The organism is Variovorax sp. Root318D1, assembly GCF_001424835.1.
Lineage (GTDB): Bacteria > Pseudomonadota > Gammaproteobacteria > Burkholderiales > Burkholderiaceae_C > Variovorax.
In genome coordinates this window covers 146,877-169,343 of the sequence record NZ_LMCQ01000020.1, presented here as the reverse complement: position 1 = coordinate 169,343, position 22,467 = coordinate 146,877, and the positions used below count along the sequence as shown (strand labels likewise).

The following is a 22,467-nucleotide window of genomic DNA, read 5'->3' as shown; positions in this document are numbered from 1 at the left end:
AGACAAGAACATGGATTTCAATTTCTCGGACGACCAGGAACAACTGCGCGACGCCGTTCGCAAGTGGGTCGACAAGGGCTATGACTTCGAGCGCCGCCGCGGCATCGAGGCTGGTGGCGGTTTCTCGCGCGAGGCCTGGGACGACTTGGCCGAGCTCGGCCTGGGCGGCCTCTACATCGCCGAAGACGATGGCGGCCTGGGCATGGGCCCGGTGGCGGGCATGGTCGTGATGGAAGAACTGGGCCGAGGCATCGTGCTGGAGCCGTTCGCGCAGACGCTGATTGCCGGCGCCGTGCTGAGCGGCTATGCCGGCGAGGACATCAAGGACAACTGGCTGCCGCGCATCGCGGGCGGCCAGGCCATCGTGGTGCTGGCCTACCAGGAGCGCAAGGCGCGCTACCGGCTCGACGTGTGCGAAGCCAAGGCCGTGAAGGCCGGTGATGGCTGGTCGCTAACTGGCGCCAAAAGCGTGGTGCCCGTGGGCGACGAAGCCGATGCCTACATCGTGCCTGCCCAGGCCGATGGCAAGATCGCCCTCTTCCTGGTCGAGCGCAGCGCCAGCGGTGTCGAGGCCCGCGGCTACGGCACGCAGGACGGCAGCCGTGCGGCCGAGGTGGTGTTCGACAAGGCCGCGGCCACATTGATCACCGCCGACGGGCTGGCGGCGCTCGAGTACGCCGTCGATGTCGGCATTGCGGCGACCTGCGCCGAAGCGGTCGGCGTGATGGACAAGACGCTCGCCCTGACGATCGACTACATGAACCAGCGCAAGCAGTTCGGCGTGACTATCTCCACCTTCCAGGCACTGCGCCATCGCGTGGCCGACATGAAGATGCAGGTCGAGCTCGCACGCTCGATGAGCTACTACGCCACGCTCAAGCTCAACGCGCCGGCCGAGGAGCGACGTCAGGCCTTGTCGCGCGCCAAGTACCAACTGGGCGTGTCGATGCGCTATGTCGCGGCAAATTCGGTGCAGCTGCACGGCGGCATCGGCGTGACGGACGAATACATCGGCAGCCACTACTTCCGCAAGCTCACGCAGCTCGAAATGACCTTCGGCGACACGCTGCACCACCTGGGCGAAGTGTCCAGCCGCATGCAGGACACCGCTGGCGTCTTCGCCTGACGATGTTTTTCCCATAGCATCCAACGCCCGCCCGCTTTGCGCCGGCGGGCGTTTTTACTTGGAACCCCAGCCAGGAACAAAAACATGCCATCACGCCGCACCCTTCTTGCCCTCGGGCTCGCATCGACCGCCATGCTGACCGCTTGCGCCACCGCGCCCTCGCCCTCCTTCACCGAGCGTCCGCCGATTGTTTTCATGCATGGCAACGGCGACTCGGCCGCGCTCTGGCAGACCACGATCTGGCGTTTCGAATCGAACGGCTGGCCGCGCAACCGGCTCTTTGCGGTCGACCAGCCCTATCCGCTGGCGCGCGACGACGACGCCGTGGCGCAGCCGGGCCGCAGCTCGACAACCGACTCGGCCGTCTTCCTGAAGGCGGAAGTCGACAAGGTGCTGAAGGCCACGGGCGCGAGCAAGGTGGTGCTGATCGGCAATTCGCGCGGCGGCAACACGATCCGCAACTACGTGCAGAACGGCGGCGGCGCGGACGTAGTGAGCCACGTGGTGCTGGGCGGCAATCCGGCGCACGGCATCTGGGTGGTGAAGGGCTTTCGCGAGAACAACGAGTTCTCGGGGCTTTCGGGTTTCATGCAGCAGCTCAATACGCCGAAGGGGCCGAACGGCGAGGAGGTCACGCCGGGCGTCAAGTGGCTCACGCTGCGCTCCGACAACAACGACAAGTACGCGCAGCCCGACGGACTGTGGATCGGCGTGCCGGGCCAGCCGACGAACATCGGCTTCGACGGGCCAGCGCTCAAGGGGGCGACCAACGTTGTGCTGCCGCGCGTCGATCACCGCGAGACTTCGTTCTCTCCTGCCGCCTTCGCGGCGACATGGCAATTCCTGACGGGCGAACCGCCGCGCAGCACGGCGATTGCGGCCGACGCGAACGTCGTGCTCGACGGCCGCGCGATCGGTGCGGAAAACCTGTCGCTGAATGGCGGCCAGGTCACCGTCTATGCGATCGACCCGGCCACGGGCGGGCGGCGCGGCAACGCCATGCACAGCAAGAACATCGGCACGGATGGCCGATGGGGCCCTTTCAGCGCGCGCGGGGACACGGCCTACGAATTCGTCTTGAGTGCGCCAAGCTATGGGACCACGCACATCTATCGCAGCCCGTTTCCGCGCAGCAGCAGTGTGGTGAATCTGCGCCCCGAGCGTCTCACGCCCGCCGATGCGAATGCCCAGGCGGTCGTCGTCTTCACGCGGCCTCGCGGATATTTCGATGCGCAGCGCGACAGCATGCGCTTCGACGGACAGAGTCTCCCGGCCGGCGTGCCGCCCAAGGGTTCTGGCGTGTCGAGTTCCAGGCTGCGCGTTGCCGCGGCGGAGCCACAGCGCGCGGTGACCGGCGAATTCAACGGCGAGCGCATCACCGGCCTGACCTGGCCCGCCGCGCAGCAGCACGTGACGGTTCTGGAGCTGACTTACTGAGGGCAACGACATGAACGATGCGGCCTCCCCCTTTGTGCTGAAGGCATGCGATGCGCGCGGCGTGGTCACGCTCACGCTGAACCGCCCAGCCTCTTTCAACGCGCTCTCGGAGGGCATGCTCGACGCGCTCGAGCAAGCCATCGGAGACGTCGCGGCGGACGAGAGCGTGCGCGCGGTCGTCATCGCGGCAGCGGGCAAGGCTTTCTGCGCGGGCCACGATCTGAAGGAAATGCGCGCGGAGCCCTCGCTCGGCTACTACCAGCGGCTCTTCGAACGCTGCGGCGCGATGATGCTGTCGATCCAGCGCCTTGCCGTGCCCGTGATTGCGCGCGTGCACGGCATCGCGACGGCCGCGGGCTGCCAGCTGGTTGCGGTATGCGACCTCGCGGTAGCCTCGAGCGAGGCGCGCTTCGCGGTCAGCGGCGTGAACGTCGGGTTGTTCTGCGCCACGCCGAGCGTCACGCTGTCGCGCAACCTCGGGCGCAAGCAGGCTTTCGAAATGCTCGTGACGGGTGAGTTCATCAGTGCAGAGGAGGCGCGCGACAAGGGTTTGATCAACCGGGTGGCCCCGGCCGGCGAACTCGACGCGGCCGTCGAGGCGCTGGTCGCCAGCATCGTGGCCAAGCCGCGCCAGGCGCTCGCGCTCGGCAAGGCCCTCTTCTATCGCCAGCTCGAAACCGGCATTGAAGCCGCGCTGGCCGACGCGAGCCAGACCATGGCCTGCAACATGATGGACGAGAGCGCGCTGGAAGGCATCCAGGCCTTCATCGAGAAGCGCTCGCCGGACTGGAAGCGCTGAGCGAGCTCGCTAGCTGTCGTGCAGCCGCGAGCTCTGCGGCAGGTGCGCCATCAAGAATTCCATCTGGTCCGCCAGGATGCGGCGGTTTCGCAAAATGAAATCTTCCCAGAGGCTGGGCACATAGGGCGCATACAGGAGCGGCATGTTCGCCTGCTCGGGCGTGCGGCTGCTCTTGCGGTGGTTGCACGGCTTGCACGCCGTGACCACATTCATCCAGGTGTCGATGCCCTTTTGCGCGAACGGAATGATGTGCTCGCGCGTGAGCTCGTCCTCGTGGAAATGCCCGCCGCAGTAGGCGCACACATTGCGGTCGCGCGCAAAGAGCTTGCTGTTGGTAAGCCCCGGGCGTTGCGTGAAAGGATTGATGCGCGGCACGCCCTTGGTGCCGATGATGCTGTTGATCGCAATCTGCGATTGCTCGCCCGTGATGGCGTTGTGGCCGCCACGGAACACAGCCACCTGCGCGCCCACCTCCCAGCGGACCTCGTCCGCTGCATAGTGGATGACCGCCTGTTCGAGCGATATCCATGACTGGGGCAGCCCTTGGGCCGACAGCTTCAAGACCTTCACCACACGCCTCCTCAAAAAGGGAAGAATCACGGAAAGACCAGGGACACGGAGCGCGTCGGAGATCACTTCAAGCAACGCACTGAGTCACAATATACCGGCTTTGTGACAAAACGGCCTGATTCGCCCCAATTGACGGGCGCGAGGCGCTATCAAAAAGATACCCACTCATGCAGGTTTTCCGCGGCTTCCGGCACCCGGGCGTGGCTCCCGCCTGCGCCCTCACCATTGGCAATTTCGACGGCGTTCACCGTGGCCACCAAGCCATGCTGGCGCTGCTGCAGACCGAAGCGCGCCACCGCGGGCTGCCCAGTTGCGTGCTCACCTTCGAGCCGCACCCGCGCGATTATTTCGCCGCCGTCACCAAGAAACCCGACCTGGCGCCGGCCCGCATCGGCACGCTTCGCGACAAGCTGACCGAACTCGCGGCGTGCGGCGTGGCGCAGACCATCGTGCTGCCCTTCGACGGCCGGCTGGCGTCCCAGTCGCCCGAACAATTCATCCAGAACGTGCTGATCGAGGGCCTGGGCGCGCGCTACGTGCTGGTGGGAGACGACTTCCGCTTCGGCGCCAAGCGGGCCGGCGACTACGCCATGCTCGACGCAGCCGGCGATGCGCACGGCTTCGACGTGGCGCGCATGAACAGCTACGAGGTGCATGGCTTGCGCGTTTCCAGCTCGGCCGTGCGCGATGCGCTGGCCGAGGGCCGCATGGCCGACGCCCAGCATCTGCTCGGCCGGCCGTACACGATCTCGGGCCACGTGGTCCATGGCCGCAAGCTCGGCCGCGCACTGGGCGCCTCGGCCCCCGGCAAGGACGACGGGTTTCGCACCCTCAACATGCGCTTCAAGCACTGGAAGCCGGCCGCCAGCGGCATCTTCGCGGTGCTGGTGCACGGCCTGGCCGACCAGCCGCTGCCCGGCGTGGCCAACCTCGGCGTGCGCCCCTCGCTGGACGCCAACGACGTCAACGCGGGCCGGGTGTTGCTGGAGACGCATTGCCTGGAGTGGCCCTCGCATCTGGGAGCCGAAGGGGCCTACGGTAAAATCGTCCGCGTGGAACTCCTGCACAAACTGCACGACGAATTGCGCTACACCAGCCTCGAGGCCCTCACAGCGGGCATCTCGAAGGATGGGCGCGACGCGCGCGCGTTCTTTGCATCGACCCACGCCGAAACCCATCGCCAGACGACGCGGGATCGAATTTAGCCCTGCACGCACCGTGCTGCCGCCCTTCGACAAGCTCAGGGCGAACGGCTTTTCTTCCGCACCGACCGCTCAATGCAGTTCGGGCTGAGCCTGTCGAAGCCCCTCTGTTTCGCACCCCAACATGTCTGACGCCGCTTCCCCCACCGACTACCGTTCCACGCTGAACCTGCCCGACACCCCCTTCCCCATGCGCGGCGACCTGCCCAAGCGCGAACCGGGCTGGGTGAAGGAATGGAACGACGAAGGCCGCTATCACCGTCTGCGCGACGCCCGCCACGGCGCGCCCAAGTTCATCTTGCACGACGGCCCGCCGTACGCCAACGGCCAGATCCACATGGGCCACGCGGTGAACAAGATCCTGAAGGACATGATCACCAAGGCGCGCCAGCTCGAAGGCTACGACGCGCTCTACGTGCCCGGCTGGGACTGCCACGGCCTGCCGATCGAGAACGCCATCGAAAAGCAATACGGCCGCAACCTGAGCCGCGACGAGATGCAGGCCAAGAGCCGCGCCTACGCCACGGAACAGATCGCGCAGCAGATGCTCGACTTCCAGCGCCTGGGCGTGCTGGGCGAATGGGACCATCCGTACAAGACGATGGATTTCGCGAATGAAGCCGGCGAGCTGCGGGCCTTCAAGCGCGTGATCGAGCGCGGCTTTGTGTACCGCGGCCTGAAGCCGGTGTACTGGTGCTTCGACTGCGGCTCATCGTTGGCCGAGTTCGAGATCGAATACGCCGACAAGAAGAGCCAGACCCTCGACGTGGCCTTCAAGGCGCACGAGCGCGAGAAGGTGCTCAAGGCCTTCGAGACCGACCATACGATCCTCGGCGACATCTTTGCCGTGATCTGGACCACCACCGCGTGGACCATCCCGGCCAACCAGGCAATCAACCTGAACCCGGAAATCGAGTACTCGCTGGTCGACACCGAGCGCGGCCTCTTGATCCTCGCCAACTCGCTGGTCGAGATGTGCATGACGCGCTATGCGCTCGACGGCAAGGTGCTGGCCACGGTCAAGGGCGAGAAGCTCGGCGGGCTGGAGTTCGAGCATCCGCTGTACGACGTCGATGCGGGTTACAAGCGCCTGTCGCCGGTGTACCTTGCCGACTACGCCACCGCCACCGACGGCACCGGCCTCGTCCACTCCTCGCCCGCCTACGGCGTGGATGACTTCAACTCCTGCATCGCCCATGGTGTGGCGTACGACGACATCCTGAACCCGGTGCAGGGCAACGGCAGCTACGCGCCCGACTTCCCGCTCTTCGGCGGCCAGAACATCTGGAAGGCCGTGCCGGTCATCATCTCGGCCCTGCGCGACGCCAACCGCCTGCTCACCACCGAGACCATCACGCACAGCTACCCGCACTGCTGGCGCCACAAGACGCCGGTGATCTACCGCGCCGCGGCGCAGTGGTTCGTCCGCATGGACGAAGGCGAAGGCGTGTTCACCAAGGACAAGGCGCCCAAGTCGCTGCGCCAGACCGCGCTCGAAGCGATCGAGCAAACGAGCTTTTATCCGGAGAACGGCAAGGCGCGGCTGCACGACATGATTGCCAACCGGCCCGACTGGTGCATCAGCCGCCAGCGCAGCTGGGGCGTGCCGATCCCCTTCTTCTTGCACAAGGACTCGGGCGAGCTCCATCCGCGCACGATGGAAATCCTCGACCAGGCCGCCGACATCGTCGAGAAGGGCGGCATCGAGGCCTGGAGCCGCGTCACGGCCGAAGAAATTCTGGGCGCCGAAGACGCGCCGCACTACACCAAGAGCACCGACATCCTCGAGGTGTGGTTCGATTCGGGCTCGACGTTCCAGCACGTGCTGCGCGGCACGCACCCCAACGTGCACCACGAGACCGGGCCTGAAGCCGACCTGTACCTCGAAGGCCACGACCAGCATCGTGGCTGGTTCCACTCGTCGCTTTTGATCGCCTGTGCGCTGGAAGACCGAGCGCCGTACCGAGGCCTGCTCACGCACGGCTTCACGGTAGACGCCAAGGGCATCAAGATGAGCAAGTCGCTCAAGAACGGTATCGACCCGCAGGAAATCAGCAGCAAGCTGGGCGCGGAAATCATCCGCCTCTGGGTGGCTGCCAGCGACTATTCGGGCGACATCGCGGGCGACGACAAGATCCTCGCGCGCGTGGTCGACTCGTACCGCCGCATCCGCAACACGCTGCGTTTCCTGATGGCGAACACCAGCGACTTCGACATCGCCAAGGACGCGGTGCCGCTCGACCAGCTGTTCGAAATCGACCGCTATGCGCTTGCGCGCGCTTCGCAGTTCCAGGCCGAGATCCTTGCGCACTACAAGGTCTACGAGTTCCACCCGGTGGTGGCCAAGCTGCAGATCTACTGCTCGGAAGACCTGGGCGGGTTCTACCTCGACATCCTGAAAGACCGGCTCTACACGACGGCGCCGGGCTCGCTAGCGCGCCGCAGTGCGCAGACAGCGCTCTGGCACATCTCGCAAGCCATGCTGCGCTGGATGGCACCGTTCCTCAGCTTCACGGCCGAAGAGGCGTGGAAGTTCGTGAGCACGGGCAAGCCGGGCGAATCGATCTTTGCGCAGACATTCAGCAAATTCGCCGCACCCGACGATGCGCTGCTCGCCAAGTGGGGTCGCATCCGCGAAATTCGCGACGTGGTCAACAAGGACATCGAAGCGGTGCGCGCCGAGGGCAAGGTCGGCTCGTCGCTGCAGGCGAACCTGCAACTCAGTGCGCCGGCAGACGATTTCGCGCTGCTGGGATCGCTGGGCGATGACCTGAAGTTCGTCTTCATCACCTCGGCCATCGCAATCGCCGCGGGCGAAACGCTCTCGACCACGGTAACGCCGAGCAGCGCGCAGAAGTGCGATCGCTGCTGGCACTACCGCGACGACGTGGGCCACGACCCGGCGCACCCGACGATCTGCGGCCGTTGCACGAGCAACCTGTTCGGCGCCGGCGAATCGCGGAGCTTTGCCTGATGGCGGCCGCACGCACCATGTCGGCATCGCGTTCCCGCAGCGGCAGCATCTGGCCATGGCTCGGGTTGGCGGCGATCATCCTGATCATCGATCAGTTCACCAAGACGCTGATCCTGGGCTACTACAAGCTCGGTGATGCGACTTACGTGACGAGCTTCTTCAACGTGGTTCGCGCGCACAACACGGGCGCCGCGTTCTCTTTCCTGGCCGACCATTCGGGATGGCAGCGCTGGTTCTTCACGGCCATTGGCGTGGCAGCCGCGGTGTTCATCGTCTGGATGCTGAAGTCGCACGCAGGGCAGAAGCTCTTTTCGTTCGCGATGGCCTGCATTCTGGGCGGTGCCATCGGCAACGTGATCGACCGGATGATGCACGGCTATGTGGTGGACTTCCTGAGCTTCCACGCTGGCAACTGGTATTTCCCGGCGTTCAATGCGGCGGACAGTGCGATCACGCTGGGCGCAATCTGCCTGATCCTGGACGAGATCCGGCGGGTTCGCCGGGGGAAGTAACGCGCCCGGTGCGGGCTGGTTGAGGCGCGTTAAGGCCGTAGGCCCTCACCCCCGCCCTCTCCAGAGGCAGAGGGAGCAAGACAAACGCGCGGGTTTTTCCCGGCTTTCATGGCCTGTCATAGCGGGGTCATACTGCCGCGGTGCAATGTAATCGTTTACATAGCACCGCACGATGAGCATTCAATCCGTCGCAGCCAAGGCCGGGGTTTCCGTGGCCACCGTGTCGCGGGCGTTCAACTTCCCCGACAAAGTCACGCCAGCCACACGTGAGTTGGTGGAACGCGTGGCGCGCGAGCTCCACTACGTGCCCAACGCCAGCGCGCGCACCTTGCGCACCCAGCGCAGCCGCGCATTGGGCGTGGTGCTGCCGACCTTGCTGAATCCGACCTTTGCCGAGTGCCTTCAGGGCATCGCAGGCGCGGCCATTGCCGGCGGCTACGCGATCATTCCCATCACCACAGGCTACCAACTCGACGAAGAAGAGCGCGCGGTCCAGCTGCTGCTGGCCGGCAACGTCGACGGGCTGATCCTCGTGGTGTCCAACCCATCCACTTCGGCCGCGCTCGACCGACTGCGCAGCACCGGCACCCCATATGTGCTGGCCTACAACCGGCACCGCGATCATCCTTGCGTGACCGTGGATGGCGAAGCGGCCGTGGCCGATGCCGTGGCGCGCCTGGTGCTTCTTGGACACCGCCGCATAGCTATGGTCAGCGGCACGCTGGCCGCGTCCGATCGCGCGCAGCAACGCTATCGCGGCTATCAAAAAGGCATGGCCGATGCAGGGCTCGACGCCCCTCCGCTCATCGAAGTGCCGTTTGTCGAGAGTGCAGTCGATTTGCTCGCGCAGCTGCTACGAGCCAAGGCCCGGCCAACTGCGCTGGTCTGCTCGAACGACCTGCTCGCCATCCGCAGCATCCGCGCCGCGCACCTGAGCGGCCTCTCCGTGCCGGACGACCTCAGCGTGGTCGGCTTCGACGGCATTGCGCTCGGCGAAGACCTCACGCCGGCGCTCAGCACCATCGCGCAGCCCAACAGTGACATCGGCCGCCGCAGCGTCGAATTGCTGATCCAGGCCATGGCTGGCGACGCCACGCTGCAAGCCGACGCGACCCTGCTGCTGCCTTGCTTCTTTCGCGACGGCGAATCGTGCGCGTCCGCATGCGATATCGCCGACGACTGACCACCCCTCTCACCCGCCTCAACCCTCACACCCCTCAAGGAGTTCTTTCATGTCTCTCCGCATCTCCCGCATGGCCCGACTGGGCTTGCTCACCGCCGCGCTCGTCGCCGCCGGCAGTGCCATGGCACAGACCGCCATTTGCTACAACTGCCCGACCGAATGGGCCGACTGGGGCACGCAGCTCAAGGCCATCAAGGCCAAGACAGGCGTCACCGTGCCGGCCGACAACAAGAACTCGGGCCAGTCGCTCGCGCAGCTCGTGGCCGAAAAAGGCAGTCCCGTGGCGGACGTTACTTACCTGGGCGTGACCTTCGCGGTGCAGGCGCAGAAAGAAGGCGTGGTCGAGCCCTACAAGCCGGCCGCGTGGAAAGACATTCCCGACGGCCTGAAGGACCCGGCCGGCAACTGGTTCACCATCCACTCCGGCACGCTCGGCTTCATGGTCAACGTCGATGCGCTCAAGGGCAAGCCGGTCCCGAAGTCGTGGGCCGACCTCCTCAAGCCCGAGTACAAGGGCCTCATCGGCTATCTCGATCCAGCCTCGGCCTTTGTCGGCTACGTGGGTGCGGTGGCGGTGAACGAAGCGCGCGGCGGCACGCTCGACAACTTCGGCCCGGCCATCGACTACTTCAAGGCGCTGCAGAAGAACGAGCCGATCGTGCCCAAGCAGACCTCCTACGCGCGCGTGCTGTCGGGCGAAATCGCGATCCTGCTCGACTACGACTTCAACGCCTACCGCGCCAAATACAAGGACAAGGCCAATGTCGCCTTCGTTATTCCGAGCGAAGGCACGCTGGCCGTGCCCTACGTGATGAGCCTCGTCGCCAAGGCGCCGCATGCGGCCGAAGGCAAGAAGGTGCTCGACTTCGTGCTGTCCGACGAAGGCCAGGCGATCTGGGCCAAGGCTTACCTGCGACCGGTGCGTGCCGGTGCGATGCCGAAGGATATCGAGGCGCAGTTCCTGCCGGCCAGCGAATACGCGCGTGCCAAGAGCGTCGACTACGCGCGCATGGCCGAGGCGCAACGGGCGTTCTCTGATCGGTATCTGAAGGAAGTGCGCTAAGTGCTTTGTTCAGGGCGCGCACCCGCCGACGGGGTACCTTTCTCCGCGAATGTCCCCCGGCCTGCGGCCTCCTCCTTTATTTCGCTGCGCAAGGCACCCCATCGACGGGTGCGTTGCAAAGAGCGGTCGTTGATCAGCGGAACACCAGCAGCGTGCCCCAGTGCACAGGGCATCGGGTGCTCCCCGCAGCGAAATAAAGGAGGAGCCGAAGGCGGGGGACATTCGCGGAGGGGAGTACCCGGTGGCCTTTGCACCCGCCCTGAACAACGGCGCCCTGAACAACAGCGCCTCAAACACAAGCAGCTGAAATGAAACCCGCCAACGCCTGGAACCCACGCTGGCGCCTGCTCGCTTGCGCAGCGCCCGCAGCCGTGTTCTTCGCGGCCTTCTGGCTGCTGCCAGTGGTGCGCCTCCTCACGTTGCCTGCGACCAAGGGATGGGCTACTTACTTCGCAGTGCTCACCGACTCGCGCTATCTGCAGAGCATGGCCAATACCGTGGCGCTTTCAGTGGCCGTGACGCTCGCAACGTTGGTGCTCGGCGCGGCCGTTGGTATCTATCTCGCGCGCCATGCCTTCACCGGCAAGCGCATGCTGCTGTCGCTCCTCACGCTGCCTCTGTCCTTTCCTGGCGTGATCATCGGCTTCTTCGTAATCCTGCTCGGCGGCAGGCAAGGGCTGGTGGCCGACATCGGCGACAACCTGTTCGGCGAGCGCATCACCTTTGCCTATGGCCTGCTCGGACTGTTCCTGGCCTATTTGTACTTCTCGCTGCCGCGCGCCATCGCCACCTACGCCGCAGCGGCAGAGGCCATGAACGTGCAGCTCGAAGAAGCCGCGCGCTCGCTCGGCGCCTCGCGCCTGCGGGTGGCGCGCGACGTTTGGATGCCGGAGCTCGCGCCCACCACGCTCGCCTGCGGCGCGATCCTGTTCGCCACCTCGATGGGCGCCTTCGGCACTGCCTTCACGCTCGCCAGCAAGTTCGAGGTGATTCCGATCACCATCTACAACGAGTTCACCAACTACGCCAACTTCGCGCTCGCTGCGTCGCTGTCGATTGCGCTCGGCCTCGTGACCTGGCTGGTGCTGTTCGCGGCGCGGCGCTTCGGCGCCAATCCAGTCGCGCGCTGAAGGAGGAAACGCGTCATGCGAAAGAACACGCAACCCAAGGCCCCCTTCCTCCTGGCCGTGACCGTGCTGGTGAGCCTCTTCATGATCGCGCCGATGCTGCTGTCGGTGATGGCGGGCCTCGTCAACAACTACAGCGCGGGCCTGAAGAGCGGGCTCACGCTGCGCTGGCTCGGCGAGGTGTGGGAGAACTACGGCGGCACCGTCGGCTGGTCGCTTGCGCTCGCGCTGGCCTGCGTGGTCGGCACCGTGCTGCTGGGCGTGCCCTGCGCCTATGCGCTGGCGCGCAGCCGCTCGCGAGCCGCGCACATCTTCGAAGAGCTGCTGACACTGCCCGTCGCGGTGCCGGGCCTCGCGACCGCGCTGGCACTCATCCTCGCCTACGGCCAACTCACCGCCTTCCGCCAGAGCTTCGCCTTCATTCTCGTGGGGCACCTGGTGTTCACGCTGCCGTTCATGGTGCGAACGGTGAGTTCGGCTTTCCAGCGCGACGACCTGCTCGCGCTCGAGGAAGCAGCCCGCTCGCTGGGCGCGAACTTTCGCCAGCGCTTCTTGGGCATCTTGGTGCCCGCCGTGTTCCCCGCCATCGTGGCCGGCAGCCTGATGGTGTTCACGCTGTCAGTGGGCGAATTCAACCTCACCTGGATGCTGCACACGCCGCTCACGCGCACCTTGCCCGTGGGCCTGGCCGACAGCTATGCCTCGATGCGGATCGAGATCGGCTCGGCCTACACGCTGGTCTTTTTCGCGGTCATTCTTCCGGTGCTGTGGGGCCTGCAGTACCTTGCCAACCTGATGCAAAAACGCCATGGAACTTGAACGCATTCCCATCGACATCTCGCGCTGCGCCAAGACCTATGCGGACGGCACGCGCGGCCTGCTGCCGACCGACCTGCACGTGGAGGCCGGCGAGGTGCTCGCACTTCTCGGCCCCTCGGGCTGTGGCAAGACCACGCTGCTGCGGCTGATCGCGGGGCTCGAAGCACCCGACGCCGGCAGCCGCATCGTGTTCGGCGGCCAGGACGTGACCGACCGGCCGGTGGAGCACCGCGGCGTGGGCATGGTGTTCCAGAGCTACGCGCTTTTTCCGCAGATGACGGTGGCGGCCAACATCGGCTATGGCCTGCGCATCCGCGGCGTGGCGCCGGACGAAGAAAAGCGCGCGGTCGGCGAACTGGTCGACCTGACGCGGCTCGGCGGCCTGGAGAACAAGCGCCCCGCCGAGCTTTCGGGCGGCCAGCGGCAGCGCGTGGCGCTGGCACGCGCCGTAGCGGTGCGTCCGCGCGTGCTGCTGCTCGACGAGCCGTTGGCTGCGCTCGACGCCAAGCTCAAGGAGTCGCTGCGCGACGAACTCGCCGAGTTGCTGCGCCGGTTGCACATCACGGCCATCCACGTCACGCACGACCAGCAGGAGGCACTGGCCATTGCCGACCGGCTGGCGGTGATGAGTGCCGGGCGCATCGTGCAGATTGGCCGCGGCGAGGAGCTGTACCGCGCGCCTGCGCATCCCTTCGTAGCGGAGTTCCTGGGCCGGGTCAACCGGCTGGAACGCGAGGCTGACGCCATCGCGCAAGGCATTGTCCGACTCGGCGGAAGCACCCTGCCTTGCCCACCCGCCTGGCAGAGCCATGCGATGCTTCTGGTCCGACCTGAAGACGTCGAAGTGAGCGCGCCGCGGCCCGACTGGGGTGCGGCCACGGTTGAACGCCGCACCTTCCTCGGCGACCGCGTGCAGCTGCAGCTGCGCCTGCGAGACCAACCCTTGCTGATGGCCGATGTGGGACGCGACACGCCCTTCGGGCCGGGCGATCCGGTGGGACTTCGCATCCAGCCCGACCGACTGATGACGTCGCAGGAAACCAGCGTATGACGACAACGACCGAAGACAGCACTTTTCTGGTCCAGCTCACCGACCTGCACATCCGCGAGCCAGGACGCCTTGCCTACGGCCGCATCGACACCGCGCCCTACCTGGAGCGCGCGGTGCAGTCGGTGCTGCGGCTGCCGCAGCGACCCGACGCCGTCGTGATCACCGGCGACCTGAGCGACTTCGGCCGTGCCGCCGAATACGAGCACCTGGCGCGCCTCTTGGCGCCGCTGCCGATGCCCATCTATCTGATGCCCGGCAACCACGACGATCGCGACCAGCTGCGCCGCAGCTTTCCGGGCCACGCCTACCTGGCGCCGGGCGTGGGCACGGCCGGCTTCGTCCAGTATTCAGTTCGCGTGGGCGCGCTGCGCCTGCTCACGCTGGACACCTGCGTGCCGGGTGAGAGCCACGGCACCCTGTGCGAAGAGCGCCTGGGCTGGCTCGAACAACAGCTCGACGCCAGCCGCGGCGAGCCCGTCGTCATCGCCATGCACCACCCGCCTTTCCAGACGCTGATCGGCCACATGGACGAGATCGGCCTGCTGCAGGGCGCCGAGGCACTGGAAGCTCTGGTCGCGCGGCATGGAAACGTCGAGCGCGTGATCTGCGGCCACCTGCATCGTGCCATCGACGTGCGCTTTGGCGGCACCATCGCATCGACCTCGCCCGCGCCTGCGCACCAGGTCTGCCTGGACCTGTCGCCCGACGCACCCTCGGCCTGGACGCTGGAGCCGCCTGGCTTCAGGGTCCACGCCTGGTCCGCGCACAACCGAAGACTTGTGACCCATTTAGCGGCTTCCGGCACATTCGAAGGCCCTTTTCCCTTCCATGACAACGGCGCACTGATCGACTGAGCCCAAGATGTGGAAAATGGGGTCGAAAACGAAGCGAAACGAAAAGGATAGAAACCGCCCCCCATGAAGCATCTCCTGAACCTGCTGGCCGCCGTTGCATTGTTGGTGTGGGGCACGCACCTCGTGCGCACGGGCGTGCTGCGCGTGTTCGGCGCCAACCTGCGCAAGATCCTGGTGCAGAGCATGCGAAACCGGTTCACGGCCGCGCTTTCGGGCATCGGCGTCACGGCCCTGGTGCAATCGAGCACCGCCACCTCGCTGATGACATCCTCCTTCGTGGGGCAGGGGCTGGTCACGCTGCCCGCGGCGTTGGCGGTGATGCGGGGGGCCGATGTGGGCACCGCCCTCATTGCGGTGCTGTTCTCGGCCGACCTGTCCTGGCTTTCGCCGATGTTCATCTTCGTGGGTGTGGTGCTGTTCATTTCGCGCTCGGCCAGCGTGGCGGGGCGGGTGGGCCGGGTGCTCATCGGCCTGGGGCTGATGCTGCTGGCCCTGCAACTGGTGGTGGAGGCCACCGAACCCCTGTTCTCTGCGCCGGCCATGCGTACCTTGCTGGCCTCGCTCACCAGCGACGTGCTGCTCGAAATCACCATTGGCGCCGCGCTCGCGATCGCGGCGTACTCGAGCCTGGCCGTGGTGCTGCTGGTGGCGGCCATGGCCAGCTCCAACGTCGTGCCGCTGGACGTCGCGCTCGGCCTGGTGCTCGGCGCCAACCTCGGGAGCGGCCTGCTGGCGGTGCTGACCACGGCCAAGTCAGCCGTGTCGGTGCGGCAGGTCACGGTAGGCAACCTGCTTTTCAAGGCATTGGGGGTGGCCATCGTGACGCCATTCGTGGGGCTCTGGCTGCGCTATGTTCAGCCACACGTGCCGAATGCAACCCACGGCGTGGTGCTGTTCCACCTGGCGTTCAACGTGGTCATCAGCGTGGGCTTCATCGGCCTCACGCAATGGGTGGCCAAGCTGGTCACCAGGATGCTGCCGGTGCCGCAGCAGCCGGCCACGTCCACGCGGCCGCACCACCTCGATCCGTCGGCGCTCTCGACCCCGTCGCTCGCCATTTCGAACGCCGCGCGCGAGGCGCTGCACCAGGCCGACGTGGTGGAGACCATGCTCATCGGCACGCTCGACGTGATCCGCCACAACGACCTGCGCCTTTCGCAGGAGCTGCGGCAGCTCGACGACACGGTCGACGAGCTCTACTCGGCCATCAAGTACTACATGACGCGCATCTCGCGCGAGGCGCTGGGTGAGGAAGAAAGCCGGCGCTGGACCGACATCATCAGCTTCACCATCAACATGGAGCAGATCGGCGACATCATCGAGCGCGTGATCATCGACATTGAGGACAAGAAGATCAAGCCGCAGCGCAACTTCTCAGAAGCGGGCATGGCGGAAATCGTCGAGCTGCATGGGCGGCTGGTAGCCAACCTGCGGCTGAGCATGAGCGTCTTCCTCAACGGCAATGTGCGCGATGCGCAGAAGCTGCTGCAAGAAAAAGCCCGCTTCCGCGACCTCGAGCGGGCCTATGCCACCACCCACCTCGACCGGCTCTCCGATCGCACCACGCTGAGCATCGAAACCAGCTCGCTGCACATCGACCTGATCAGCGACTTGAAGCGGATCAACTCGCACATCTGCTCCATTGCCTACCCCATCCTGGAGTCGGCGGGCGCGCTGGCGCCGAGCCGGCTGCGCGAATCGCGGCTCGGGAAAATCGAAGGCTGATCCTTCCAATGGCGGCGGGCGAGGGGCCCGCGCCGCGCTCTGCCCTCAGAGCGGCGAAGGCGACGAGGCCACGAACTGCTCCTGCCGGCAGCGCAGGCAGAAGTCGACCAGATCGTCGATCTCGGTGGCCTTGTCGAACACCGCATCGGCGCCCAGCTGGGTGCATTTGCGGCGCGTCTCGGGCGTCAGGTGGTTGCTGAGCACCACCATCTTCTGCGTGGGCTCGCGGTTGCGGCAAGCCTCGAGCACGCTGAAGCCCGTGCCGTCCTTCAGGAACAGGTCGACGACGGCCAGATCCCACTGGGACAGGTTGCTGGTGAGCCAGCGTATGCCTTCGAGTTCCGTCTCGGCCTGGCCCACGGGGTCGACCCGGGCCACTTCGCGCAACGTGTCGGCCAGGGCTTCGCGAATGGCGGGGTTGTCCTCGACGATGAAGGTTCTGACGGTATCCATGGCGCTCGCCTTCCCGAACTTTGTTGAAGGCTACAAAGTGCGCTTTCTGCAAGACGAAGGCATGACACGCCAGCGAGGGTAGGACAAGGCTGGCCCGCCGCAGGGCTGCCAGCCGTGCAAGGCCTCAGAGCGTGAGGATGGTGCAGCCGGTGGTCTTGCGCGCTTCCAGGTCGCGGTGCGCCTGTTGCACGTCGGCCAATGCATAGCGCTGGTCGATCGGTATCTTCACCGCACCGCTCTGCACCACCGCAAACAGGTCATCTGCCATGGCCTGGGTGCTTTCGCGCGTTGCGATGTGCGTGAACAGCGTGGGCCGCGTCACGTAGAGGGAGCCCTTGGAGGCCAGCGTGCCCAGGCTGATCGGCGGCACGGGACCCGAGCCGTTGCCGAACACCGCCAGCAGGCCGAACGGACGCAGACACTCGATGGAGCCTTCCCAGGTGTCCTTGCCCACCGAGTCGTAGGCCACCTTGACGCCCTTGCCGCCGGTGATCTCCTTCACGCGGGCCGCGAAGTTTTCGGTGCTGTAGTTGATGGCATGCGCCGCGCCGTAGTCGAGCGCAAGCTTGCACTTGGCGTCGCTGCCCGCGGTGCCGATCAACTGCAGGCCCAGTGCCTTGGCCCACTGGCAGGCGATAAGGCCGACGCCACCGGCCGCGGCATGAAAGAGGATGAAGTCGCCGGGCTGCAGGCCTTCCACCGGCAGCGTCTTCTTCAGCAGATATTGCGTGGTCAGGCCCTTGAGCATCATGGCCGCGCCGGTCTCGAACGAGATGGCGTCGGGCAGCTTGCACACGGTCTTGGCCGGCATCACTCGCAACTCGCTATAGGCGCCGGGCGGCTGGCTCGCATAGGCTGCGCGGTCGCCGGCCTTGAGGTGCGCCACGCCCTCGCCCACGGCCTCGACCACGCCGGAGGCTTCCATGCCCAGCTGCAGCGGCATCTGGAACGGATAGAGCCCGCTGCGCTGGTAGGTGTCGATGAAATTCAGGCCCACGGCCTTGTGGCGGATGCGGATTTCGCCCGGGCCGGGCTCGCCGACTTCCACGTCGACGATCTTCAGTTCTTCGGGACCGCCATGGCGGTCGATACGGACGGCTTTGCTCATCATTTTGCAGTCTCCAGGCACGCGGAAAAAGAAGAAGCGCATCCTGCCACGTTTGGCCTTGCCGCGGCGCCAGAGGGCAATGCCCGGTAGAGTCGGCGCCCATGCAGACTCAGCAGCAGCAGCGCCTCACGCCATCCACCGTCTTTCTGCTCACCGTGCCGCCGCTGCTTTGGGCCGGCAATGCCGTGGTCGGCCGGCTGGTGCGCGACCTGGTGTCTCCGCTCACGCTGAACTTCGTGCGCTGGGTGATTGCCTTCGTGCTGCTGCTGCCGCTCGCATGGGCGGTGCTGCGGCCAACCAGCCCCTTGTGGGCGCACTGGAAGCGCTACGCCGTTCTCGGGCTGCTCGGCATCGGCTGCTACAACGCGTTTCAATACCTGGCGCTGCAGACCTCCACGCCGATCAACGTCACGCTGGTGGGCTCCAGCGTGCCGCTGTGGATGCTCGCAACAGGCGCCATCTTCTTCGGTGCCCGCGTCAGCGTGCGCGAGATCTGGGGCTCCCTGCTCTCGATGCTCGGCGTGCTGCTGGTGCTGGGCCGCGGCGATTGGGGGCAGCTGCTCGCGCTGCGGCTGGTGCCGGGCGACCTTTACATGATCCTGGGCACCATCGCCTGGGCCTTCTACAGCTGGATGCTGGCGCGCACGCGCGAGCCACAAGGCGTGCGACAAGACTGGGCCGCGTTCCTGATGGCGCAGCTGGTGTTCGGCCTCGCGTGGTCGGGCGTGTTCGCGGCCGGGGAATGGACGCTGACCGACGCCCGTATCGTGCCCGGCTGGCCGCTGTTCGCGGCGCTGGCCTTCATCGGCATCGGCCCCGCGGTCCTGGCCTACCGCTGCTGGGGCAGCGGCGTGCAGCATGCCGGGCCGCAGGCGGCGAGCTTCTTCATGAACCTCACGCCACTGTTCGCCGCGCTGCTGTCCGCGGCCTTTCTGGGCGAGCCGCCGCACTGGTACCACGGCGCGGCATTCGCGCTCATCGTCGGCGGGATCGTGGTCTCTTCACGGCGCTGATTCAACAACGCCCGTTTCAAGCGAAGACTAGGGGCGAGCTCAGTACGTACCCGGGTAGGCGCCGCCGTCGGCCAGTATGTTCTGCCCCGTCATGTAGCCGGCTTGCATGCTGCAGAGAAACGCGCAGATGGCGCCGAACTCGGCCGGCGTGCCGAAGCGCCTGGCAGGAATGTTCTTCTTGCGGGCTTCCCACACGGTGTCGAAATCCTGGCCGGTCTTTTGGGCGGCGCCGGCCATCGTGCCCTTGAGGCGGTCGGTGTCGAAGGAGCCGGGCAGCAGGTTGTTGATGGTCACGCCCTGCGCCGCGATGGGCGTGCGCGCCACGCCGGCCACGAAGCCGGTCAGGCCGCTGCGCGCGCCGTTGGAGAGGCCCAGAATGTCGATCGGCGATTTCACCGAGCTCGAGGTAATGTTGACGATGCGCCCGAAGCCGCGCTTGGCCATGCCGTCCACCGTGGCCTTGATGAGCTCGATGGGCGTGAGCATGTTGGCATCGACCGCCTTGATCCAGGCCTCGCGATCCCAATTGCGAAAATCACCGGGTGGCGGACCACCGGCGTTGGTGACGACGATGTCGAAGTCATGGCCCAGCGCGAACACTGCGGCGCGGCCGGCCTCGGTGGTGATGTCCGCGGCCACGTGCTTGACGAAAGGCGTTGGCGAACCGGCGGCCGCGACGGCCAGCTTCTTCGCCGCCGCTTCCAGCGCCTCGGCGCCGCGCGCCACGATCACCACGTTGACTCCTTCGCGCACCAGCGCTTCGGCGCAGCCGTAGCCCAGTCCCTTGCTCGCGCCGCACACCAGCGCGGTCTTGCCTGCAATGCCCAGATCCATTTTTTTTGCTCCTGATCTGCAGGGACGCTAGCGCCCCGTGCGTGTGAAAACGAAGATGCCCGCAATCACGAGCACCGTGCCGGCCGCGATCCACGCGGTAAACGGCTCGCCGAGTATGACGACGCCCATGAGAATGGTCGACAGCGGCCCGATCATGCCGGTTTGCGCGGCCATGGCGGGACCGATGCGCTCGATGGCCATCATGACCATCAGGACAGGCACCGCCGTGCACAGCGTGGCGTTGAGCACCGACAGCCAGATGACCTCGGGCGCCACCTGCATGGCAGCGCTCATCGGCCGCATCAGCACGAACTGCAGGATGCACAGCACGCACGCCACGGTAGTGGCCAGCCCCACGAGCCGCAGCGACCCCAGGCGCTTGACGAACTCGCCGCTGTAGACGAGGTAGCCCGCATAGCTCACGGCGCTCAGGAACACCAGAAACGCACCCCAGGCCGCCGCCCCGCCGCCCTTGCCGCCGCTGCCGAGCCAGAGCTCGTGCCCGAACACCAGCAGCACGCCGGCATAGCTCACGATCATGCCCAGCACCTGCGGTCGCGTGGCGCGCCGCCGGTACAGCAGCCAACCGAAAAGCAGCACGAGCGTGGGATTGAGGTAGAGGATCAGCCGCTCGAAGCTGGCCGAGATGTAGGCGAGCCCCGCAAAGTCGAGAAAGCTTGCAAGGTAGTAGCCCGAGAAGCCGAGCCCGATCACGCCGAGCCAGTCGCGGAAGGTGAGCGCGGGTTTGCCGCGTCCGGCCCACCACGCCATGAGCGCGAACAGCGGCAGCGCGAACAGCATGCGCAGCATGATCAGCGTGATGGCGTCCACGCCATAGCGATAGGCCAGCTTGACGATGATCGCCTTGCCGCTGAACGCGATCGCACCCAGCGAGGCGAGGACGAGGCCGGCCCCAACGCTCTTTTTTGCGCCGCTTGCTGAAGAGGGAAAGCCGGTCTGTACGGCGGACTTGGTCATCCCTCGATCATCGCTCGGCCGTCAGAAGCCCGCGGCCACGCCATCGCGGCGCGGATCGCTGGCGGCGACGTAGCCCTCCACCGACGGATCGCCCGCGCGCCAGATGAACTGGCCGGCGCCGAAGTCCTGGTAAGAATCGTCGATCACGTCCAGGTGATGGCCGAGCTCGCGCAGGCCTTGTACTGTGGCCGGATTCATTGCTGCTTCGACGTTGATCTCGAGCCCCGCGTTGAAGCGCCAGCGCGGTGCATCGCAGGCGGCCTGCGGGTTCTGCTTGTAGTCGAGCATGCGCACCAGCGTCTGCATGTGGCCTTGCGGCTGCATGTTGCCGCCCATCACGCCAAAGCTCATCACCGGCTGTCCATCCTTGGTGAGGAACGCCGGAATGATGGTGTGGAACGGACGCTTGCCCGGTGCCACCACGTTCGGGCTCTCGGCCTTGAGGCTGAAGCCGTGGCCGCGGTTCTGCAGGCTGATGCCGAATTCGGGCTCCACGCAGCCCGAGCCGAAACCCATGTAGTTGCTCTGGATGAAGCTCACCATCATGCCGCTCTCGTCGGCGGCCGTGAGGTAGATGGTGCCGCCCTTCACGGGGTTGCCGGCCTTGAAGTCCTGAGCCTTTTTCACGTCGATGAGTCTCGCACGCGATGCGAGATAGGAGTCATCGAGCATTTGCGCCGGGGTCACCGTCATCGACGATGGCTCCGAGACGTAGCGGTACACGTCGGCAAAGGCGAGCTTCATCGCCTCGATCTGCAGGTGCTGCGAAGCGACCGAGTCGACCGGCAGCGACGCGATGTCGAACTTCTCGAGAATGCCGAGTGCGATCAGCGCCGCAATGCCCTGCCCGTTGGGCGGAATCTCGTGCAGCGTGTGGCCGCGGTAGTCGCGCGAGATCGGCTTGACCCATTCGGGCTGATAGGCAGCGAGGTCGGCCACCGTGAGCGCGCCGCCCTGCTCTGTCGAGAACCTGGCGAGCGCTTCGGCGATCTCGCCGTTGTAATAAGCCTCGCCCTTGGTGCGCGCAATCGCCTTGAGCGCACGCGCCGCGGCCGTGAAGCGGAACAATTCGCCCACCTCGGGCGCGCGGCCCCAGGGCATGAACGTCTGCGCGAAGCCCGCCACGGATTCGAGCACCGGCGTGGCCGCCGCCCATTTCTGCTGCACCACCGGCGGCACCAGGTAGCCACGCTCGGCGATGTCGATGGCAGGCGCCAGCAGGTCGGCGAAAGGCAGCTTGCCGAAGCGATCGCTCAACGCCACCCAGCCGCGCACCGCACCCGGCACGGTCACCGAGTCGATGCCGCGCATCGGCGGCGTGGTGCCATCGGCGCCGTACTTGGCCTTGAAGTATTCGGGCGTCCACGCCTTGGGCGCAGGACCCGAGGCGTTGAGGCCGTGCAGTTCCTTGCCATCCCACAAGATGCAGAAGGCGTCGCTGCCGAGGCCGTTGCTCACGGGCTCGACCAGCGTCATGACGGCGGCGGTGGCAATGGCTGCATCGACGGCGTTGCCGCCCTGCTGAAGCATGCGCAAGCCGGCCTGCGAGGCGAGCGGGTGCGAGGTCGACACCACGTTGCGCGCAAAGATCGGAATGCGGGTGGAGAGGTAGGGGTTGCTGAAATCGAAGTTCATGGGG

At 66.1% G+C, this 22,467-nt stretch carries 20 protein-coding genes; 14 read left to right on the top strand and 6 right to left on the bottom strand.

Features of this window, described 5'->3' with window-relative positions:
- Positions 1–10: 10 nt before the first annotated feature.
- From ASC78_RS17630 to ASC78_RS17620, 3 genes are all read left to right on the top strand, one after another.
- On the top strand, positions 11–1,126 hold the full coding sequence (locus tag ASC78_RS17630) for an acyl-CoA dehydrogenase family protein (protein ID WP_055803891.1): 1,116 nt from the start codon (positions 11–13) through the stop codon (positions 1,124–1,126).
- 84 nt (positions 1,127–1,210) lie between these two features.
- The gene (locus tag ASC78_RS17625) at positions 1,211–2,563 is read left to right on the top strand and encodes an alpha/beta fold hydrolase (RefSeq protein WP_055803889.1); all 1,353 of its coding nucleotides are present in this window, start codon (positions 1,211–1,213) and stop codon (positions 2,561–2,563) included.
- 10 nt (positions 2,564–2,573) lie between these two features.
- Positions 2,574–3,362, top strand: coding sequence for an enoyl-CoA hydratase (locus ASC78_RS17620; RefSeq protein ID WP_055803886.1), 789 nt, complete (start codon positions 2,574–2,576; stop codon positions 3,360–3,362).
- A gap of 9 nt (positions 3,363–3,371) precedes the next feature.
- On the opposite strand, the gene ASC78_RS17615 is transcribed toward ASC78_RS17620, so the two are convergent.
- Entirely contained in the window at positions 3,372–3,932 is a 561-nt protein-coding gene (locus ASC78_RS17615; protein ID WP_055804374.1) for an HNH endonuclease, read from the bottom strand.
- A gap of 167 nt (positions 3,933–4,099) precedes the next feature.
- Between ASC78_RS17615 and ASC78_RS17610 the strand changes: the two genes are divergently transcribed.
- The 10 genes from ASC78_RS17610 (at position 4,100) to ASC78_RS17565 (ending at position 16,442) form a co-directional block, all read left to right on the top strand.
- The gene (locus ASC78_RS17610) at positions 4,100–5,137 is read left to right on the top strand and encodes a bifunctional riboflavin kinase/FAD synthetase (protein ID WP_055803883.1); all 1,038 of its coding nucleotides are present in this window, start codon (positions 4,100–4,102) and stop codon (positions 5,135–5,137) included.
- 121 nt (positions 5,138–5,258) lie between these two features.
- Positions 5,259–8,108: an isoleucine--tRNA ligase gene (gene ileS / locus ASC78_RS17605; RefSeq protein WP_055803881.1), complete on the top strand. Its 2,850-nt coding sequence runs from the start codon at positions 5,259–5,261 to the stop codon at positions 8,106–8,108.
- On the top strand, positions 8,108–8,620 hold the full coding sequence (gene lspA, locus ASC78_RS17600) for a signal peptidase II (protein ID WP_055803878.1): 513 nt from the start codon (positions 8,108–8,110) through the stop codon (positions 8,618–8,620). The genes ileS and lspA overlap by 1 nt, the downstream gene beginning before the upstream one ends.
- A 172-nt stretch (positions 8,621–8,792) precedes the next feature.
- On the top strand, positions 8,793–9,803 hold the full coding sequence (locus ASC78_RS17595) for a LacI family DNA-binding transcriptional regulator (RefSeq protein ID WP_055803875.1): 1,011 nt from the start codon (positions 8,793–8,795) through the stop codon (positions 9,801–9,803).
- 49 nt (positions 9,804–9,852) lie between these two features.
- Positions 9,853–10,866 (top strand): ABC transporter substrate-binding protein, encoded by a 1,014-nt coding sequence (locus ASC78_RS17590; protein WP_055803872.1) that lies wholly within the window; start codon positions 9,853–9,855, stop codon positions 10,864–10,866.
- A gap of 308 nt (positions 10,867–11,174) precedes the next feature.
- Positions 11,175–11,996, top strand: a complete 822-nt coding sequence (locus ASC78_RS17585; RefSeq protein WP_055803867.1) for an ABC transporter permease — start codon at positions 11,175–11,177, stop codon at positions 11,994–11,996.
- 15 nt (positions 11,997–12,011) lie between these two features.
- Positions 12,012–12,812, top strand: coding sequence for an ABC transporter permease (locus ASC78_RS17580; protein WP_055803864.1), 801 nt, complete (start codon positions 12,012–12,014; stop codon positions 12,810–12,812).
- Entirely contained in the window at positions 12,802–13,863 is a 1,062-nt protein-coding gene (locus ASC78_RS17575) for an ABC transporter ATP-binding protein (RefSeq protein ID WP_055803861.1), read from the top strand. The genes ASC78_RS17580 and ASC78_RS17575 overlap by 11 nt, the downstream gene beginning before the upstream one ends.
- Positions 13,860–14,717 (top strand): phosphodiesterase, encoded by an 858-nt coding sequence (locus ASC78_RS17570; RefSeq protein ID WP_055803858.1) that lies wholly within the window; start codon positions 13,860–13,862, stop codon positions 14,715–14,717. The genes ASC78_RS17575 and ASC78_RS17570 overlap by 4 nt, the downstream gene beginning before the upstream one ends.
- Before the next feature lie 63 nt (positions 14,718–14,780).
- Positions 14,781–16,442 carry a Na/Pi cotransporter family protein gene (locus ASC78_RS17565; protein WP_055803855.1) on the top strand — a complete coding sequence of 554 codons (1,662 nt, stop codon included), beginning with the start codon at positions 14,781–14,783 and terminating at the stop codon, positions 16,440–16,442.
- Between the two features lie 45 nt (positions 16,443–16,487).
- Here ASC78_RS17565 and ASC78_RS17560 read toward each other — a convergent pair whose 3' ends face one another.
- Positions 16,488–16,895, bottom strand: a complete 408-nt coding sequence (locus tag ASC78_RS17560; protein WP_055803852.1) for a response regulator — start codon at positions 16,893–16,895, stop codon at positions 16,488–16,490.
- 124 nt (positions 16,896–17,019) lie between these two features.
- On the bottom strand, positions 17,020–18,003 hold the full coding sequence (locus ASC78_RS17555) for a quinone oxidoreductase family protein (protein ID WP_055804372.1): 984 nt from the start codon (positions 18,001–18,003) through the stop codon (positions 17,020–17,022).
- A gap of 101 nt (positions 18,004–18,104) precedes the next feature.
- On the opposite strand from ASC78_RS17555, the gene ASC78_RS17550 reads away from it, so the two are divergent.
- Positions 18,105–19,016, top strand: coding sequence for a DMT family transporter (locus ASC78_RS17550; RefSeq protein WP_055803849.1), 912 nt, complete (start codon positions 18,105–18,107; stop codon positions 19,014–19,016).
- Positions 19,017–19,055: 39 nt separating this feature from the next.
- Here the strand turns inward: ASC78_RS17550 and ASC78_RS17545 are convergent, their stop codons facing one another.
- Genes ASC78_RS17545 through ASC78_RS17535 form a run of 3 tightly spaced genes read right to left on the bottom strand, consistent with a single transcriptional unit; the run spans position 19,056 to position 22,463 of the window.
- Entirely contained in the window at positions 19,056–19,850 is a 795-nt protein-coding gene (locus ASC78_RS17545) for an SDR family oxidoreductase (protein WP_055803846.1), read from the bottom strand.
- A 27-nt stretch (positions 19,851–19,877) separates the two neighbouring features.
- Positions 19,878–20,828 carry a DMT family transporter gene (locus ASC78_RS17540; protein WP_055803843.1) on the bottom strand — a complete coding sequence of 317 codons (951 nt, stop codon included), beginning with the start codon at positions 20,826–20,828 and terminating at the stop codon, positions 19,878–19,880.
- Positions 20,829–20,849: 21 nt separating this feature from the next.
- Positions 20,850–22,463 carry a gamma-glutamyltransferase family protein gene (locus ASC78_RS17535; RefSeq protein WP_055803840.1) on the bottom strand — a complete coding sequence of 538 codons (1,614 nt, stop codon included), beginning with the start codon at positions 22,461–22,463 and terminating at the stop codon, positions 20,850–20,852.
- Between the last annotated feature and the right edge of the window lie 4 nt (positions 22,464–22,467).